The sequence below is a fragment of the Burkholderia sp. JKS000303 genome, from assembly GCF_002563755.1.
GTDB lineage: Bacteria > Pseudomonadota > Gammaproteobacteria > Burkholderiales > Burkholderiaceae > Burkholderia > Burkholderia anthina_B.
The window spans coordinates 4,199,511-4,217,742 of sequence record NZ_PDBZ01000001.1 but is presented as its reverse complement, the minus strand read 5'-3'; the positions used below and the strand labels follow the sequence as shown (position 1 = coordinate 4,217,742).

Below are 18,232 nucleotides of genomic sequence, written 5' to 3'. Positions count from 1 at the left end.
TATCCGAACGCGCGCGACGCTGCAGCCCGGCGTTCAGTAGTCCGCGACGTGTCGCTTGTCAGGCGCTGTCAGTAGCGGCGTGCGAGCCGCAGGCGCGCCTCTTCGCGCGCGGCGGGCGTCAGGTCGGGCGCGTAGTGGAACGTGCCCGACACGAGCGACGCGACGGGCATGCCGTCGCGGAACAGCACGCGATTGCCCGCGAGTGCCGGCACCTTGTCGCCGGGCAGCAGCGTGCCGGCGAGGTTCAGCGGATCGGCGCCGGTCACGCACACGTACTGGCCGTCGCCCGATTGCCGGCGCAGTTCGCGCAGGATCGGGATCGCTTCGGGCAGCGCGAACTGCTCGCCCGCGAGCCCGGCAACGAAGCGCCCGCCGCGAATCTCGCCGCGCGCTTCGAGGCGCTGCAGCGCGCGCACGAGTTCGCGCCAGCTCGGCAGCCAGTCGGCTTCGCGTTCGAGCAGCCGCCAGAACACGACCCCATAGCGGCGCAGCAGCGTCCATACGACGTGTTCGAGCGCATCGGGGTCGGTCACGGCCGTGCCGCGTTTCGGTGCAGGCGCATCGTCCGGCGGCGTCACACGCTGCACGAGCGCCCAGCGGCCCGCATCGTCCATCCCGCCGATCAGGGCGCCGCCGCGTCGCGTGCGCGGCGCATAGGTCGCGCTGCGCTTGACGGCCGGCCTCAGCAGCGCACGCAAGCCGGCGAAGCTATCGGCGTTCACGAGGCCAGCCGACACGAGTTCGCCGAGCGCCTGTTCGAGTTCGACGGGCAGCAGATGCAACTCGTCGAGCAGCGCATCGAAGAACATCGCGCCGTGTGCGGCGAGCGCGTCGCGTACCTGCGTCGCGCGTGCGGACAGTGCCGGTTGCGCAGCGGGGTCGCGCAGCGCCTGCCATGCGCCGAGGTGGCGGCGCGGCAGCAGCACGACCGGCGTCGTCTTCACGGGCGTGCCGGCGGCGCGCGCCGGCGCGCCGATGCGGGTCCACACGAGCTTGCCCGAGCGGCACAGCTCGTCGAGGCCGCCGGCCGTGTAGTCGGTCAGCCGGGCGGGCAGCAGCGCGTCTTCCCATGCGCCGGCCGCGGCTTCGTACCCTTCGAGCTGCTCGACGACGGCCGCGAGTGCGTCGCGGCCCGAGCCGCGCGTGTCGGGCGTCAGGTGCTGCCAGTGCAACAGGAAGCGCATGAAATCGGCGCGCTCGACCGGTTCGATCTCGCGGCGCAGCCGCTTCACCGTATAGCGATGAATGCGCGCGAGCAGGTGGCGTTCGCACCATTCGTCGATCGTCGCGCCCGGCGTGAAGCGGCCGCGCATCACGTAGCCTTCCCGTTCGAGCGCCGCGAGCGCGGTTGCGATCGCAGCAGGCGGCAGGCCGAGCGGCTGCGCGATCGCATCGAGCGCAAGCGGCCCGAAGCCGGTCAGTCGCGCGCGGATCACGTCGACGAGCGCGGCATCGGCTTCCCACGGCTGCGCGCACGCGGCCGGCACTTTCAGCGCGGGCGCCGTGCGCGCGTCGGGGTGCAGCGCGCGAAGGCAGACCAGCCGCTCGACCGGCACCCATAGCGCCGCGCCATCCGGCGTGACGAGTTTCGTCGCACGGCGGCGTTCGGCCAGTTCCGCGAGGCGCTCGGGCCAGCCTTCGTGCGCGCGCGCTTCGTGATCGGCGACGCAGGCGAGCGTGAGCAGCGCGTCGTGCATTTCGTCGGCGTCGCGCACGAGCGGCCACGCTTCGTCGCGCACCGCGTCGATCGCGTCGGCGTCGAGCGCGCCGAGATCGTCCGCCGATTCCGGGTCGCTCCAGCGGCGCGACTGCACGGCCTGCGTGCGGCGCTCTTCGAGCGGTGCGTCGTCGAGGAACGCATACGGTTTCGCGTTCAGGATTTCGGCGGCGAGCGGCGATGGCGCAGGCAGGTCGCGTGCGACCAGCTCGATCGCACCGCTTTCGATCCGGCGCAGCAGCGCGAGCCAGCCGTCGGTATCCATCGCGTCGTGCAGGCAATCGTCGAGCGTCTGGTCGACGAGCGGGTGGTGCGGGATCTCGCGTTCGCCGACGACATTCTCGAGGCACGCGACCTGATCCGGGAACACCGTCGCGAGCAGATCCTCGCTCTTCATCCGCTGCAGTTGCGGCGCGGTGCGCCGGCCGCCGGTGAAGCGCGGCAGCGCGAGCGCGGTCGTCGCGTTCCAGCGCCAGCGCACGCCGAACATCGGCGCGTCGAGCAGCGCCTGGATCAGCACGTGCTCGGCGCTGGCCGAGCGCAGGTAGCGCCACACTTCGTCGAGCGCGAAGCTGTGCGCGAGCGACAGCGACAGAATGATCGCGTCGTCGGTCGCGGCCGCCTGCAGCTCGAAGTTGAAATTCCGGCAGAAGCGCTTGCGCAGCGCGAGCCCCCACGCGCGGTTGATGCGGCTGCCGAACGGCGAGTGGATCACCAGTTGCATGCCGCCCGATTCGTCGAAGAAGCGCTCCATCACGAGCGTGTCCTGCGTCGGCAGCGCGCCGAGCGCCGCGCGTGTGCGCGCGAGGTAATCGGCGATCTGGCGTGCCGCGTCCGGCGACAGGTGCAGATCGTCGGCGAGCCAGCGCAGCGCCGGCGCGAGACGGCTTTCGACGGTGCCCGCTACGGCGGCGGGGACGTCGGCGTCGGCGTCGCTTTGCGAGGCGGTGGTGATTGTGTCGGCATCCGCACGTTTCTTTGCGCTGCGGCGCGTGCCGGGTTTTCCGGGTGCGTTGCTGTCGCTGTTGCCGTTTCCGTCGCCGCTCGCACGTTTGCGCGCACCGGCACCGGTATCCGCCAGCCGGTCGCCGTCGGCGAACAAGCCGTCGAGACGTGCGCGCAACCTGCCGACGGCCGCCGACAGCTCGTCGCTGCGCCCCGGCGCCTCGCCAATCCAGAACGGGATGCTCGGCGACTGGCCCTGCGCGTCCTCGACACGCACGCGGCCCGTCTCGACACGAATGATCCGGTACGACTGGTTGCCGAGCTGGAACACGTCGCCGGCCAGGCTCTCGATCGCGAAATCCTCGTTGACGGTGCCGACCTGGATGCCCTGCGGTTCGAGCAGCACCGCATAGTCGGCCATGTCGGGGATCGTGCCGCCGGACGTCGTCGCGGTCATCATCGCGTTGCGGCGCCCGCGCACCGTGCCGCCGACCACGTCGCGATGCAGATACGCGCCGCGCACGCCGCGGCGGCTCGTGAAGCCTTCGGCGAGCATCTTCATCACATCGTCGAAGCGTTCGCGCGACAGCTGCGCGTACGGCGCCGCGCGCGTGAAGCTTGCATACAGCGCGTCTTCTTGCCACTCCGCGCACGCGACTTCGGCGACGATCTGCTGCGCGAGCACGTCGAGCGGCGCCTCGGGGATCCGCAACGCATCGAGTTCGCCGCGTTGCACGCAGTCGAGCAGCGCCGCGCATTCGACGAGCTCGTCGCGCGACAGCGGGAAGAGGCGTCCCTTCGGCACGCCGCCGACATGGTGGCCGGAGCGGCCGACGCGCTGCAGGAACGGCGCGATACCGCGCGGCGAACCGACCTGGCAGACGAGATCGACGTCGCCGATGTCGATGCCGAGCTCGAGCGACGCGGTCGCGACGAGCAGCTTCAGTTCGCCGCGCTTCAACCGCTGTTCCGCCTCGAAGCGATGTTCTTTCGCGAGACTGCCGTGGTGCGCGGCGATCGCGTCCTTGCCGAGGCGGTCGGCGAGATGGCGCGCCATGCGCTCCGCGGTGCGCCGCGTGTTCACGAACACGAGCGTCGTGCGATGCGCGGCCGCGAGCGCGGCGATCCGGTCGTACACCTGTTCCCACACGTCGGTCGCCATCACCGGTTCGAGCGGCACGTTCGGCAGTTCGAGCGCGAGGTCGCGTTCGCGCGTGTGACCGGTGTCGACGATCGTGCAGTCGCGCGGCGAGTCGGCCGGGCCGCCGACGAGAAAGCGTGCGACCGCGTCGATCGGCTTTTGCGTGGCCGACAGCCCGATGCGCGGCAGCGTACTGCCGGTCAGCGCGTCGAGGCGTTCGAGCGACAGCGCGAGATGGCTGCCGCGCTTGGACGATGCGAGCGCGTGGATTTCGTCGACGATGACCGAGCGCACGCCCGACAGCATCTGCCGCCCCGAGGTCGACGACAGCAGCACGTACAGCGACTCGGGCGTCGTCACGAGAATGTGCGGCGCGCGCTTGCGCAGCGCGGCACGTTCGGCCTGCGTGGTGTCGCCGGTGCGCACGGCGGTGCGGATCGCCGGCACCGGCAGGCCGAGTTGCGCGAGCGATTCGGCGATGCCGGCGAGCGGCGCGTCGAGGTTCACGTGGATGTCGTTCGACAGCGCCTTCAGCGGCGACACGTACACGACGAGCGTCGCATCGGGCAACGCGCCGTCGTGCGCGAGCGCATCGCGCACGAGATCGTCGAGTGCGCACAGGAATGCGGTGAGCGTCTTGCCGGAGCCGGTCGGCGCGGCGACGAGCGTCGAGCGGCCGGCCTTGATGTGCGGCCACGCGAGCGCCTGCGCACCGGTCGGTGCGGCGAACGTGCGGCGGAACCACGCGGCGACGGCCGGGTGGAACACGTCGAGCGCACTGGCGGCGGGGCGGGTGGCGGTGACGTCCATCGGAGCGTTGAAATGGGGTGCGAGCGCGTGGGCGGCCGCGCGTGAATCGTCAGTGTGCCAGACGACGCGTGTACGTGCCGGGCCTTGCACGCGGCGTGCACGCGCGCGTCGTCGATACCCATGAAGATGAGGCACGACGCCGGCGTTTCAATAGACGTGCGCGGACACGACCCTCGCGCATGGCGGGTGCCGGTTCAGATGGAGGGGTGAGGAAGAAAGGGGCGGCTGGCGACGCGCATCACGGCATGAGCGAACGGTTCGCCGCACGACATCACGCATCATCGCGCGACACCGCACGATTACACGCGATGCAGCCAGCCGAGCCACGATTCGAGCAGCGGTGCGCGCGTGCACAGCGATTGCGCGAGCCACAGCGTACCGCCCCATGCGGCAGCCACCACGATCAGGTCGCAATGGCCGCTGTTCCACAGGTTGAGCGAATGACGCCGCCAGATCCACGGCACGCCGAGCGGATTCGGCCAGTCGGCGAGCAGGTGCATCACGCCGCCGCATGCGAAGCCGAACAGCGGTGCGGCCCACAGCGGATACGGATGATGGGTGAGCCCGTGCCATCCGAACGCGAGCAGCGCGATCCAGCCGATGCCCCAGTGCGTGAGGGTGCGGTGTGTGATCCACAAGCGGCGCTTGCGCGACCACCATGCGAGTTCGAGCCAGTCGGGCGCGGTGCCGCCCGCGACGCCTGCCACGAATGCGGCGAGCATGCCGGTGTGCCAGAGGCCCGTTGCGCCGGTTTGTGCGACGAGGACGGCGGCGGCGACGCCGGCTGCGATGCCGGTCGCATGATGTGCATTGTGTGAGGCCATACGAAGCGAAACGAGAAAGCGTGAAGCGGCGCGTGAACGCAACAGATGATGCGGCGCGAAATCGGGGCGCTATCTTCGCAGATACGCGTGTGCCGCGGGCGCTCGATTGCAGGTTTTTTTGCGTGCGCCGCGCGTTGGGCGCGCACGACGCAACTTTCGGTTTTTGTGCACTGCGCGATCGTGCGCGACGCATGAAATTTCGACCGGTCCGTGCGGCGGTTTTTACACGGTCGGCATGTGGGGCCGCACACAATTTGCGCGCTTTCGTCGCGCACCGCGTGTTCGACCCTTTTTGTCCCCCTATACTACGAAACCGCACGTGGCCGTCGGCGCGCCAGCGGCCGTAAGCGGATCAGGTGCCTTTCCTGCCTGAAGGAGATCCATATGGGGGACATGCAATGACTACGCTGAATCGCTTCAAAACATCCGCCGTCGTGCTCGCGACGGTGGCCGGCGTCGGTTTCCTGCCGAACGCGCCCGTCTATGCGAAGGGCCCGCAGCCGGCGGTCCTGACGAGCTCGGCGGTCGCGGTGGCCGACAAGTACAGCGCGGATGCCGCGGAGCGGATCTTCAAGGAAGGCGGCAACGCGATCGACGCGGCCGTTGCCATCGCGTTCACGCTCGCCGTCACGTATCCGGAAGCAGGCAACATTGGCGGCGGCGGCTTCATGACGATCTACAAGGACGGCAAGCCGTACTTCGTCGACTATCGCGAACGCGCGCCGCTCGCCGCGACGAAGGACATGTACCTCGACAAGGACGGCAACGTCATCAAGGGCATGAGCCTGTACGGTCCGCGCGCGGTCGGCGTGCCTGGCACGGTCGCGGGCATGTGGGAAGCGCAGAAGCGTTTCGGCAAGCTGAAGTGGAAGCAGGTGCTCGCACCGGCGATCCACTATGCGCGCGACGGCTTCGTCGTCGACGAACAACTGGCGCAGCGCGGCGTCGACGCATCGAAGGAGTTCGGCGGCAAGACCAACTTCGACAAGTATTTCTCCGGCCTGAAGGCCGGTGTGAACTTCAAGCAGCCCGATCTCGCCGACGTGCTCACGCGGATCTCCAACGACGGCGCGGAAGGGTTCTACAAGGGCAAGACGGCCGAGCTGATCGCCGCATCGATGAAGACGGGCGACGGCAACGGGCTGATCACGACCGAGGATCTCGCGCAGTATCGCGCGGTGTGGCGTGAGCCGGTGCAGGCGAAGTGGAACGGCTACGACGTGATCACCGCGCCGCCTCCGAGCTCCGGCGGCATCGGTCTCGTGCAGCTGCTGAAGATGAAGGCCGACCTCAAGAAGGACTTCGAGGGCGTGCCGCTCAACTCGCCGCAGTACATCCACCTGGTCGCCGAAATCGAGAAGCGCGTGTTCGCCGACCGTGCGCAATACCTGGGCGACCCCGACTTCTACAAGGTGCCGATCGCACAGCTGACCGACGACGCGTACATCGCGAAGCGCGCGGCCGAGGTCAACCCGAAGGAGCCGTCGGACACCAAGAGCGTGCAGCCGGGCCTCGGCACGACGATGCCGGAGAAGGCGGAGACGACGCACTTCTCGGTCGTCGACAAGTGGGGCAACGCGGTGTCGAACACATACACGATCAACGGCTATTTCGGCTCGGGCGTGATCGCCGACGGCACCGGCATCGTGCTGAACGACGAGATGGACGACTTCTCCGCGAAGCCGGGCGTCGCGAACATGTTCGGCGTGGTCGGCAGCGATGCGAACGCGATCGAACCGAAGAAGCGTCCGCTGTCGTCGATGTCGCCGACGATCATGACGAAGGACGGCAAGGTGTCGCTCGTGATCGGCACGCCGGGCGGCTCGCGGATTTTCACGTCGATCTTCCAGGTGATCAACAACATCTACGACTTCAAGATGCCGTTGAAGGCGGCCGTCGGCGCGATGCGTTTCCACCATCAGCTGCTGCCGCCGAACACGATCTTCTGGGAGCCGTACCACCCGATCGAAGGCGAGCTCGCGAAGCAGCTCGAAGCGCGCGGCTACACGCTGAAGAGGCAGGACTTCAGCGGCGACATCCAGGTGATCAAGATCGACGGCAAGACGCCTGAGGCGATGGCCGATCCGCGCGGGCGTGGCGTCACGCGGATCATTCACTGACAAGCGTAAGATCGGTTGCAGTCGACGTGCCGATCGAAATAGAAGCCGCCAAGATATCAGGCGGCTTTTTTAATGAATCGATTTTTTAAGATTGCTGTCGTATTATTTAATGATTTGCGGGGTAAAAATTAATATGGAAGAAGGCTACAAATATACATTGGGGATGGTCGGTCAATCGCATTTTATGGGTGTGGCGATCGATGCGATAGGAACACTCGAAACTACGATGAACGAGGGAGGGTGGGAAGCTGCTCCGCAGTATTTCAGGGAAAATCCCGTTCTTCGTATAACGCAGAAGATAACTGCATTTTCTGGAATGGAGGTTGTTGGTGCAGTGATGGCTTTCACAGCAACATGTTTTGCGAAGAAGGTTTTTGATGAGTTCTATGACCGCCTCATGAAGAGGAAGGTTGGCGAGTGTGTTGAAGGAATTATTGAGAAATTCAAGGTTCCAGATGGGAAGCTGATTGAATTCAGGGATGTCGTATATTTCAGCGACATTGATCTGGCGGTAGTTGTTCGCTTTCTAACTAAAAACCCTGACGCAAAGCGTGTCGATGCCCAACTCATTGCAGGGCATCGCATTGCATACGATTATGTTTTGGCAAATGGAAGGAAAGCACCTGTCCACTGCCATCGAATTCTGGAGGGTAAGGTCGACGCGGACCCGGAATTCTTTGTCAGTATGGACGATCTGCAAGACAACGATCGGGTACATCTGGCGAACACTACGGCGCGAGGTCTACCGGCTAAGAATCTCGCGTGAAAGTCCCGGGATAAGGCGTGGAGGACCGACGGCGGAGCATTTTCCGCCGCGTTACCGCTTCAGCAGCGCATGCGCATGCACGATCTGTTCGGCAAGCTGGTTGATCGAGATGCGCCGCTCCATCGCCTGCGAGCGGATCTGCTGATACGCCTCTTCCTCGCTGATGCTGTTGTGCTGCATCAGCAGTGCCTTCGCTTCCTGCAGCGTGCGCGCGGACATCACGCGCTGTTCGAGCTGCGCGATGCGGCGCCGGTATTCGTCGTGCCGGCGGCTCTGGTGACACGCGAGCGCCATCGCGCTCAACAGCCCGAACGAACGCACGGGCGTCGTCACCGCGCTTTGCGCGTCGATGCGCAGCATCAGTTCGAGGATGGTCGGGCTTTCATAGGTCGTGACGGCGATCACCGGCGGCCGCGCATCGTCCTCGAGCCACGGGATCGACAGGTGCAGCAGATCGGGCCGCACGGCGAGAATCACGAGATCGACGCTCTCCGGCAACTCGGCGGGCGGCGGCCAGCGCTGCTCGCTCGGGCAGCCGATACGCGACAGTTGTTCGACGATCAGCAGGCCGTTGTCGTCGTCCGGGTAGTACACCATCACGCGAAGCGAACGGAGTTCGGCGAGCAGGCGCGGCGTCGAGCGGATCGGGGTGCGGGCGCGCATCGTCGGCTAGGCCTTCAGTTCGTCGGGCGTGTGCACGCGGTCGCCGAGCGAATGCGTGACGAGATACGGATCGGGATGCACACGCCGCGTCGCTTCGCGCACGATCGTGAAATTGCCGTCCGCCGTCGCGCAGCCGATGCGCGGATACAGGCACGTGTGCTGCGTGAGCCGGTCGATCTTCACGCGCCCCTGCGGCGCGTCGAATTCCGATTCGGCGAGATGCTCGACGAGCCGGTCGCGCTGGTCGGTGCCGGCACGCGCGAGCGCGTTCGCGAACAGGTGGACCTGGAAATACGCGGCTTCCCACGGTGCGGACGCATTCGCATCGTCGCCGAAGCGCGCCTTCAATTGCGCGATGCAGCGCCGGTTCACGTCCGAGTCGACGGTCTGGAAATAGGGCGACGACGTGTAGTGGCCGGCTGCGGCGGCACCCATCTGGCCGAGCTCGATCTCGGACGTCGTCAGGCTCGCGATCGGCATCTTGCGCGCGTCGAGCCCGGCTTGCGCATACGCGCGGTAGAACGCGGCCGTGCTGTCGCCGACCAGTGTGCTGAACACGAAGTCGGGCGCCTTTGCGCGGATGTCGGCGACCACCGCCGCGAAATCCTGCTCGGACGCGACGAGCGGCATGTAGACCTCGCCGAGGATCTGGCCTTCCGGATGCTGCGTGACGAGGTCGATCATGATGCGGTTCGACTCGTACGGGTAGATGTAGTCGGACCCGACGAGGTACACGCGCGCGCCGAACTGCGCGGTCATGAACGCGGCGAGCTGCACGCTGTTCTGGTTCGGCGCGGCGCCCGTGTAGATCACGTTCGGCGAGAATTCGAAGCCTTCGTACAGCGTCGGGTAGAACAGCAGCTTGTCCCACTTCTCGACGATCGGAATCAGCGCCTTGCGGCTGCTCGACATGTACGCGCCGAACAGCACGTTCACGCGTTCGGTGGCGATCAGGTCTTCGGCAAGGCGCGCGTAGACGGCCGGATCCGAGCATGCGTCACGCACGACCGGCACGATCTCGCAGCCGTTCGCGCCGCCGGCTTCGTTGATCTCGGCGATCGCCTGCAGCGTGCCGCGCAACTGGCTCTGACCGAGGTGCGACGTGCATCCGCTCTGCGAGAACAAAACGCCAACCTTCACACTGTTCATTCGGTCTTTCCTGTCTCTTCCGGATAGGGCCGTCAGGCGGTCAGCCGCCCGGCCGCCTGTGCGACGACGGCGGGCAGGGCGTCGCCGTTCGCCGCGTGAACGCAGCTCGGGCCGACGCCAAGTATTGTAGACAAGCCGGGCGGCGTGCCGAACGACAAACCCGCGATCGCGACGCCGCGCCGCCGGCCGTGGCGTGCGGCATGGCGCGCATCCTCGACGAGATAGCGCGGGTCGAACACGTCGATGTCGGCCGCTTCGCCGTCGCCGATCATCAGCACGGCGGCGCGCGCGGATGCGGTCTCGCGACGCAGCAGCGCAAGCGCGTGGCGCAGCGCGGCGCCGGTACGCGTGCTCATCCCGGCGTCGGCCGCGAGCAGCGCCGTGCGGCGCGACGCGTCGAACGCATCGTCGAAATCCTTGAAGCGCGCGTAGTACACGCGGTGCCGGCCGTCCGACGTGTAGCCGTGCACGGCCCAGCGCCGCCGCTGCCGGTCGAACAGGTCGCCGAGCACGAACGCGGCGCGTTTCTCGAGCGCGGCGACCTGCGCGGCTGTCGACGCGGACAGGTCGAGCAGGATCAGCACGGGCCCGCACGCATCGTGCGGGACGCGGCGGCGGAATACGCGCGGATCCGGCGTGTGCCCGGCGCGCCGTGCGATGCGTGCGGCGATCGCCGCATCGACGTCGAGCGCGTCACCGTCGAGCTGGCGGCCGACGCGTCGCAGCAATTCCGCCGCGCGTGCCGGGCGCATGTGCCGGGCGGCGCGCCGGTCCGCGTCCACCAGCGCCGCGAGCGACGGCGCTGGCGCGGACGTGAGCGGCGCGCGTTCGATGATCGTCGCCCAGTCGCGCCGTTCGCGTCGCGTATGGCAATTCCACTCGGGATAGCGCGGCGCATCGGCGGGCGGCGCCGGGGTGTCGTCCGGCTCGTTGCTGTGGCCGCCGGTCGCGGCCGACGTGTCGATGCCTTCGCTGCCCGCGCGTTCCGACGCGGCGGCCGGCTGTGTCCACAGCCACGCGTTGTCGTCGCGATAGCGCAGCCACGTGCCGTCGTCCGGTTCGAAACGCACGCGCATCTGGCCGAGATCGTTCGCGAGCCGCGACGCGATCGTCCGAAATGCGCGGTAGTCGTCGAGCCGGTCGCGCAGCGCGTCGAACAGGCGCGCGCCGGTGTCGACCCACGGATTGCCGTCGCGATACGAACGATCGAACAGCGCTTTCGCGAGTCGCGCGCACAGGCGGCCGAACGTGAGCCCTTCGCGGTCGATCGGCGCGAACGCCGGCGCCCAGAAGGTCGCGAGCCCCGGCCATTCGCAGGCGAGCAGCGTTTCGACGCGGGCATCCTCGATCAGGCCGGCGATCGCGATGCCGATCGGCGTGAGCGTGCCGACCGGTTCGCCCGGCGGCGAGTGCCGCCAGTGCGCGAGGGCGTGTGCCGCCGCGGCGACACGCGCATCCGGCGGCAACGCGCGCGGCACGCGCAGCGTCGCTTCGCCGAGCGTCGTGCGCGGCGCGGCATCGTCGAGCTGCACGCCGGTTTCGCGCGCGGTCATCCCGTGCAGGAAGCGGGCGAGCTGCAGCGCGTTCAGGTCGGCGCTCATGTCGCGAAGTGAGCGGCGGCCATCGTCTGCAACGCGGCGCGCGTGTCGGCGTCGTCGGTCGCCGCGTCGCTGATCGCGATCCGGCACGCATCGAGCGGCGCGAGCCCCGCGACGATCAGCCGGGCCGCATGCACGAGCAGGCGCGTCGATGCGCCTTCGTCGAGCCCGTCGCCGGCGAGCGCACGCGTGCGCTGCGCGAGATCGACGAGCCGGCGCGCGGTTTCCCGGTCGGCGCCGCTTTCGCGCATCACGACGTCGGCTTCGTGTCCGGCATCCGGGTAGCCGAAGTCGAGCGCGACGAAGCGCTGCCGCGTCGACGGTTTCAGCCGCCGGTGGTCGCCGTGATAGCCGGGGTTGTACGAGATCACCAGATGGAAATCCGGATGCGCGTGCACCACCTCGCCGAGCCGGTCGAGCGGCAGCACGCGCCGCGAGTCGGTCAGCGGATGGATCACGACGGTCGCGTCCGGGCGTGCCTCGACGATCTCGTCGAGATAGCAGATCGCGCCATGCCGTGCCGCGAGCGTGAGCGGCCCGTCGGCCCAGTAGGTGCCGTCGGCGTCGAGCAGGTGCCGGCCGGTCAGGTCGGCCGCCGACGTGTCGTCGTTGCACGCGACCTGGATCAGCGGCAGGCCCATGCGCCACGCCATGTATTCGACGAAGCGCGTCTTGCCGCAGCCGGTCGGCCCTTTCAGCAGCACCGGCAGATGATGGCGGCAGGCCGTCTCGAACCAGTCGGCTTCGGCGCCGGCCGGCTGGTAGAACGGGGCATCGGCGATGCGGTGGCCGGCGAGCGGATCCGCGGCGAGCGGCGTATCGCGTGCGCTCATCACCACCTCCCCGTCATCATCAGCATCCCGGGCAGCCAGCACGTGCCGACGCCGATCGCGATCGTGTAGCCGGGCAGGAAACGCACGCGACGCTTGAGCCCCAGCGCGACGAAGAACAGGAACCACAGGCTCGACCACAGCAGCCACATCGCACCGAAACGCAGGTCGTGCGACGTGCCCGCATAGACGAGCGCGCTGATCGCGACGAACAGGCAATACCAGCCGAGGCCCGCGCCTTGCAGCCCGCGCCACTGGACGGCGGCGAGATACAGGTACGTGAACGCGAACAGCAGGCCGCCCGCGCTCGAGAAATACTGCGGCGGCGCGGATGCCTGCACGAGGCCGGCGAGGTTGATCAGCAGCGCGAGCAGTCCGACGAGCAGATTCAGGCCGGCCGCATCGCGCGGTTCGATGCGGCCGGTGAGCGCGACGCCGTTGACGACCAGCACCGCGCCGATGAAAAAGAGAGCGACACCGAGCATGATGAGGGCTCCAGAATGAGGCGGAGCCGTTCGCGCACATGGCGCGAACGGCCGGGCAGGGGCTGCGTGCTCAGCGGTGCGCGGGCGCTTCGGCCGGGATGCCCTCGATCGGGCATTCCGGCGTGCCGGGTGTAGCGCGCGTGAGGCGTTCGACGGCCTGGCGCGTGCCGTCCGGGTCGTTCACCCAGTTCGCATAGAACTCGAACGGGCATTGCGCGACGCCGTTCGGCGATTCGCCGGAACCGATCTTGCCGGTGTAGCCGCGATGCAGCAGCTTGTACAGGTGGTTCTGCGACTGCATGTTGCGGCGCGCGTCGCGGATCAGGCTCACCGACAGCTCCGCGTACTGCACGCCGTTTTCCTCTTCGCCACATTCGCCGAGCGTGCGGCCGTCGAAGCCGACGATCGCCGAGTGGCCGAAATACGAATACACGCCGTCGAAACCCGATGCATTCGCGACCGCGACGTAGCAGTTGTTCATGAACGCCATCGCCTTCGACACCAGCACCTGCTGATCCTTCGCCGGGTACATGTAGCCCTGGCAGCGCACGACCAGCTCGGCGCCACGCATCGCGCAATCGCGCCAGATTTCCGGGTAGTTGCCGTCGTCGCAGATGATCAGGCTGATCTTGAGCCCCTTCGGGCCATCGGCGACATACGTGCAGTTGCCCGGATACCAGCCTTCGACCGGCACCCACGGCATGATCTTGCGGTACTTCTGCACGATCTCGCCCTGGTTGTTGATCAGCACGAGCGTGTTGTACGGCGCCTTGTTCGGATGCTCCTCGTGACGCTCGCCGGTCAGCGAGAACACGCCCCACACGTTCGCCTTGCGGCACGCGGCCGCGAAGATGTCGGTTTCCTCGCCGGGCACGGTCGACGCCGTGTCGTACATCTCCTGCGCGTCGTACATGATCCCGTGCGTCGAATACTCGGGGAACACGATGAGGTCCATGCCGGGCAGGCCGCGCTTGATGCCGACCACGCGCTCGGCGATCTCGCGTGCGTTTGCGATGACCTCGGCGCGTGTGTGCAGGCGCGGCATCTTGTACTGGACGACGGCGACGCCGACGGCGTCGTTGCTGCTGGAAATATCGCCATGACGCATGGTGTGCTCCTGGTTCGGGTGACGAAGTGCGTTTTCGAAGGACAAAAAAAAGCCCTTGCCTCGACGAGCGAGGCAAGGGCTTCTTTGCCGGTCCGTTCACCCGACAACGCTGTCGGATAACGGGAATGCGGATAGGGTGGCCGCTTGCGGCGGCCGGCACGGCGCGGGCTAGCGGACCCGGGCTGCGCACGATCGTGGGACGTCTTTGTCCACCGGAATCGATGGGATGCACTCTATGCAAAGTTCTTTTTGGATGCAACACCACGTATACCCCTGCACGGCATGAAGGCCGTGGGAGCGGGCGGCGCGTGGCCGGGTATGCGAATTGCGCGGCGCAATGGCGCAAGGTGAGGGTGAGTTTGGTTGGGTGTGATGCGGTGACAGGTGCGTTGCTTCGAAGCCGCGAGATGTGCGATACGTGAGAAGGTGTTTTGGTAGAAGGTTGTGTGTGCAACTAAAAATGAGCGTGTTCGCGAGTGGTGTGTGACGCTCGATCGTGGTCGGTCGGCAGGCTGTTTTCGACGAAATTTCATGTCTCGTTCAGAGGCTTCTCGTCGAGCGCGGATTGCGAGTATCGCCATGCCGCTGCAGACAGCTTTTTCCGGATGCGAGAGACGTTGCGCTGCTGATTCGGCCTGTCGATCGCCGTGCAGTAGTCAGCGTGTGGAGGCGAGACGGTCGACAAGGTGTACGCGAGTCAGTCAAGTCGGTGGGAGGTTCGGGGCGCGTCAAAGTCGGGGTTCGGTTTGACGTTGTCCGACGGACGATGTCATGACGGTACGGGCATCGCGCCCGAGCGGCCGTCCCAGCCGCGATACCGTCGTCACGCCGGCGCCGGTTACGCCTCCGACGGGGGTTCCCCGGCCGTTTCATCAATTTGACGCGCGACACTGAGATAATGGCGGAGTTTGGCTGCGTCAACTGAAGGAAGGAGGCCCCATGGGCGACAACGCTACCCGCACCGAGACCGACAACCTCACCGATATGGCATCGCTCGAAGCGCGACAGCGCCGCTTCGAGGAGGATCTCGTCGACGCGTACGACGAAGAGCTCGAGATGGAGCTCGACGACCGCCGTTTCGACGACGGCGACGACCTGCTGTTCTCGCAGGAGCGCCGCGAAGCGCGCAAGCAGTATTTTCGCGAGCTGTTCCGGCTGCAGGGCGAACTCGTGAAGCTGCAGGACTGGGTCGTGGCCACGGGGCACCGGCTCGTCGTCATTTTCGAGGGGCGCGACGCGGCAGGCAAGGGCGGCGCGATCAAGCGCATCACGCAGCGGCTGAACCCGCGCGTGTGCCGTGTGGCGGCGCTGCCCGCGCCGAGCAACCGCGAGCGCACGCAATGGTATTTCCAGCGCTACGTCGCGCATCTGCCGGCCGGCGGCGAGATCGTGCTGTTCGACCGCAGCTGGTACAACCGCGCGGGCGTCGAGCGCGTGATGAATTTCTGTACCGATGACGAATACGAGGAGTTTTTCCGCTCGGCGCCGGAGTTCGAGAAAATGCTCGCGCGCAGCGGGATCCAGATCGTCAAGTACTGGTTTTCGATCACCGACCATGAACAGGAACTGCGTTTCCAGAGCCGGATCGAGGATCCGCTGAAGCAATGGAAACTGAGCCCGATGGACCTCGAGAGCCGCCGCCGCTGGGAGGCCTATACGGCTGCGAAGGAAGAAATGCTGCAGCGCACGCATATCCCCGAGGCGCCGTGGTGGGTCGTGCAGGCTGTCGACAAGAAGCGCGCGCGGCTGAACTGCATTCGCCATTTGCTGGAGCAGGTGCCGTATCACGAGGTGCCGCGTCCGACCATCGATCTGCCGATGCGTGAGCACCATGAGGACTACATCCGTCGTCCGGTGCCGGACGACATGATCGTGCCGGACTTCTATTGAGCGGATGAGGCCGGCCGGGCCGGCCGGAGATGCGTGCCGTGCAACGCGGCGCGCGTCGATCGCGGATCGGGCGCGCGGTGCGGAGGCAGCCGGCGATGCAGTCCGGCGCCCGGCCGCGCCGGATTACAGATCGGGGAAGCCCGAGCGCCCCTGCGTCAGGTCGAACAGCTCGGCTTTCGCGGCCGCCTCGGCCGTTTCAGGCAGCTTGATTACCAGCTTCACCGTCATCCCGTAAGCACTGTCCACCAGTTCGTAACCCGCCTGTTCCATCCAGCGGCGCACCCGCGCTTCGTCGGGGTAGCCGATTTCGATCGCGAATCGCGTGTAGCGAATGCGCTCGACCCGTTCGGCATCGAGCAGCGCCGATGCGATCGCGTCGGTATAGGCACGCACCAGGCCACCGGCGCCGAGCTTTACGCCGCCGTAGTAGCGGACGACTGCGCCGAGCACGCCGTCCAGATCGTGATGGCGCAGCACTTCGAGGATCGGTCGGCCGGCGGTGCCCGACGGTTCGCCGTCGTCCGACATGCCCGACTGACCGCCCGCAAGCAGCGCCCAGCACACGTGGGTGGCTGCCGGGTGCTCGTCGCGCAGGCGTTGCAGCGCGTGCATCGCGGCGTCGCGGTCCTCGACGGGAATCGCGTGCGCGATGAAGCGGCTCTTGCGGATTTCAAGTTCCCGGGTATAGGTGGTGGCGAGCGAGTAAGTCATGTTCCGGGTGATTGAAAGTCTTGAAAAATCAGCAGCTTATTTTGTCTGTTGTTTGATTCCGGGCTGATCGATGTCGACCGGTGCGGGCATGGTTTGCCTACAGGGCGCCTACATGGATGGAACGGAATTGACCCTGAACCGCAATGCGTCTCGGCCGGAAGAGGATATTTCCGGCCCGGTTGCGATGTCAGGGAAGGTGGACTCCCTTGCCCGACGGGCGAATTCGGCAAGCGTCATCCACGGCAATGCGGAGCGGGGAGGAATCTCGTGATAGTACGTCCGGCAACCGTCAATTTTGCTCTGTGCGTCGGCCAATGACAAGAACCAATGCGCGTTCAGACATTCCCGTTGCAGGACCGCGTGAACGCGTCGATACCCGCAATGCGCGCGCACGGCGGCGATCTTCTTGACATGCATGAGTAGGGCCGGCGAATCGCGCGCGACTGACTGGTATTGATACCGCGAGCGGGACATGACAAACAAGGCGCAGGTCTTCGTCAGGCTTGTTCGATAGCGATCGCGCAATTCATCGATCAACATGCGCCGTTCAACTGCGCGTTTTCCTTCTCGAGCCGGCGCAATCGGCGCAACCCGGAAGGCCATAGCCCTTCGAATTTCTTCTTCCAGTTGTAAAACGTCGCCTCGCTGATTCCGAATTTACTCGGCTTGCTTCAGTGCAGATGCGGTCTGATCTTCCGTGAACTTGCTCGTCTTCATGGCACGGCCTTCGTGTCCGCTTGGACACATCGTCCGGATTTCTCTGCTTTTGGGCCGGGCGATTTCGTGGGTCAGGGGCACCGCCGGAGCCGCTCCCGCCTATTGTCGGTTATGTCCGTCATTTTGGCGTTTTTCGGCTAGATATCGAACCCCGTACGCCTGCCCGGATTCGATACGATGCGCAAAAACGCTGTTGCCACGATGCCCGCACACGAAGCGCGCGATGCCGGCACGCCGATCATTGCTTTTTTGCCGGGGATCCGTTGTCCATGCAGGGAATTTTGGAGCATCTTCTTGAGCGCCAGGTGTCGCCCCAATGGCGCGGATTCCTGGAGGCACTGGTCGGCGAATTCACCGATCAGCTCGATCGAGACGAGTTGAGACAGTTCATGGCACGCGTCGGCATGCGCTTCGCGGCTGCCCATCCGCTCGGCTCCTGCGAATCGACGGACGACCTCACGGATGCATTGAACGCGCGCTGGCGCGACATGCAGTGGGGTTACGCAGAACTGTCCGACGAACACGAATTCCTGCGCATCGTCCATTACGCCGCGCCGTTGCGCGCGCTCGGCAATGACCATCTCACGTGGTCCCCGGCCTTTTTGCAAGGTGCGTATCAGGGGTGGGTCGACAGCGTCGGCGGGACCGGCCTGCGCGTCGTGCAGGACATTGCGCCGCCGGACGGCGTACGGATCGAACTGCGCGTTGCGCGGGCAAGGAACTGAGCGGCCTGGTCGAACGGAATTTCAGCGAGAAAA

The 18,232-nt window shown here is 66.5% G+C and carries 14 protein-coding genes and 1 pseudogene; 4 read left to right on the top strand and 11 right to left on the bottom strand.

All coding sequences use genetic code 11. The features are described 5' to 3' along the window. Positions 1–68: 68 nt before the first annotated feature. The gene (locus BX604_RS19760) at positions 69–4,613 is read right to left on the bottom strand and encodes a DEAD/DEAH box helicase (protein ID WP_098552282.1); all 4,545 of its coding nucleotides are present in this window, start codon (positions 4,611–4,613) and stop codon (positions 69–71) included. A gap of 299 nt (positions 4,614–4,912) precedes the next feature. Continuing rightward, a complete protein-coding gene (locus tag BX604_RS19755; protein ID WP_098552281.1) occupies positions 4,913–5,437 on the bottom strand; it encodes a metal-dependent hydrolase in 525 nt (174 codons plus the stop codon). A gap of 398 nt (positions 5,438–5,835) precedes the next feature. On the opposite strand from BX604_RS19755, the gene ggt reads away from it, so the two are divergent. Together ggt and BX604_RS19745 are read left to right on the top strand one after the other, a co-directional pair. Then, complete coding sequence (ggt, locus tag BX604_RS19750) at positions 5,836–7,557, top strand: gamma-glutamyltransferase (protein ID WP_098552280.1); 1,722 nt, start codon at positions 5,836–5,838, stop codon at positions 7,555–7,557. Positions 7,558–7,690: 133 nt separating this feature from the next. Continuing rightward, positions 7,691–8,323: a hypothetical protein gene (locus tag BX604_RS19745; RefSeq protein WP_143748062.1), complete on the top strand. Its 633-nt coding sequence runs from the start codon at positions 7,691–7,693 to the stop codon at positions 8,321–8,323. A 51-nt stretch (positions 8,324–8,374) separates the two neighbouring features. Here the strand turns inward: BX604_RS19745 and BX604_RS19740 are convergent, their stop codons facing one another. From BX604_RS19740 to BX604_RS19715, 6 genes are all read right to left on the bottom strand, one after another. Beyond that, the gene (locus BX604_RS19740) at positions 8,375–8,986 is read right to left on the bottom strand and encodes an ANTAR domain-containing response regulator (RefSeq protein ID WP_098552278.1); all 612 of its coding nucleotides are present in this window, start codon (positions 8,984–8,986) and stop codon (positions 8,375–8,377) included. A gap of 6 nt (positions 8,987–8,992) precedes the next feature. After that, positions 8,993–10,135 carry a transporter substrate-binding domain-containing protein gene (locus tag BX604_RS19735; RefSeq protein WP_098552277.1) on the bottom strand — a complete coding sequence of 381 codons (1,143 nt, stop codon included), beginning with the start codon at positions 10,133–10,135 and terminating at the stop codon, positions 8,993–8,995. 32 nt (positions 10,136–10,167) lie between these two features. Continuing rightward, a complete protein-coding gene (locus BX604_RS19730; RefSeq protein WP_257146364.1) occupies positions 10,168–11,736 on the bottom strand; it encodes a nitric oxide reductase activation protein in 1,569 nt (522 codons plus the stop codon). Continuing rightward, positions 11,733–12,566 (bottom strand): CbbQ/NirQ/NorQ/GpvN family protein, encoded by an 834-nt coding sequence (locus BX604_RS19725; RefSeq protein ID WP_098552276.1) that lies wholly within the window; start codon positions 12,564–12,566, stop codon positions 11,733–11,735. The genes BX604_RS19730 and BX604_RS19725 overlap by 4 nt, the downstream gene beginning before the upstream one ends. Further along, the gene (locus BX604_RS19720; RefSeq protein ID WP_096499012.1) at positions 12,566–13,048 is read right to left on the bottom strand and encodes an AmiS/UreI family transporter; all 483 of its coding nucleotides are present in this window, start codon (positions 13,046–13,048) and stop codon (positions 12,566–12,568) included. Before BX604_RS19720 ends, BX604_RS19725 begins: the two co-directional genes overlap by 1 nt. A gap of 70 nt (positions 13,049–13,118) precedes the next feature. After that, the gene (locus BX604_RS19715) at positions 13,119–14,156 is read right to left on the bottom strand and encodes an aliphatic amidase (RefSeq protein ID WP_098552275.1); all 1,038 of its coding nucleotides are present in this window, start codon (positions 14,154–14,156) and stop codon (positions 13,119–13,121) included. A gap of 939 nt (positions 14,157–15,095) precedes the next feature. Between BX604_RS19715 and ppk2 the strand changes: the two genes are divergently transcribed. Next, complete coding sequence (gene ppk2, locus BX604_RS19710; RefSeq protein WP_098552274.1) at positions 15,096–16,046, top strand: polyphosphate kinase 2; 951 nt, start codon at positions 15,096–15,098, stop codon at positions 16,044–16,046. Between the two features lie 123 nt (positions 16,047–16,169). On the opposite strand, the gene BX604_RS19705 is transcribed toward ppk2, so the two are convergent. The 3 genes and pseudogenes from BX604_RS19705 to BX604_RS40075 all read right to left on the bottom strand — a co-directional run. Then, a complete protein-coding gene (locus tag BX604_RS19705; protein ID WP_098552273.1) occupies positions 16,170–16,757 on the bottom strand; it encodes an IMPACT family protein in 588 nt (195 codons plus the stop codon). A 108-nt stretch (positions 16,758–16,865) separates the two neighbouring features. Next, complete coding sequence (locus BX604_RS39675; RefSeq protein ID WP_257146363.1) at positions 16,866–17,297, bottom strand: integrase core domain-containing protein; 432 nt, start codon at positions 17,295–17,297, stop codon at positions 16,866–16,868. A gap of 8 nt (positions 17,298–17,305) precedes the next feature. After that, positions 17,306–17,474 (bottom strand): annotated as a pseudogene (locus BX604_RS40075) (transposase); the annotation flags it as partial. A 269-nt stretch (positions 17,475–17,743) separates the two neighbouring features. Here BX604_RS40075 and bcsD point away from each other — a divergent pair. Then, positions 17,744–18,199, top strand: a complete 456-nt coding sequence (gene bcsD, locus BX604_RS19695) for a cellulose biosynthesis protein BcsD (protein WP_098552272.1) — start codon at positions 17,744–17,746, stop codon at positions 18,197–18,199. The last annotated feature ends 33 nt before the right edge of the window (positions 18,200–18,232 follow it).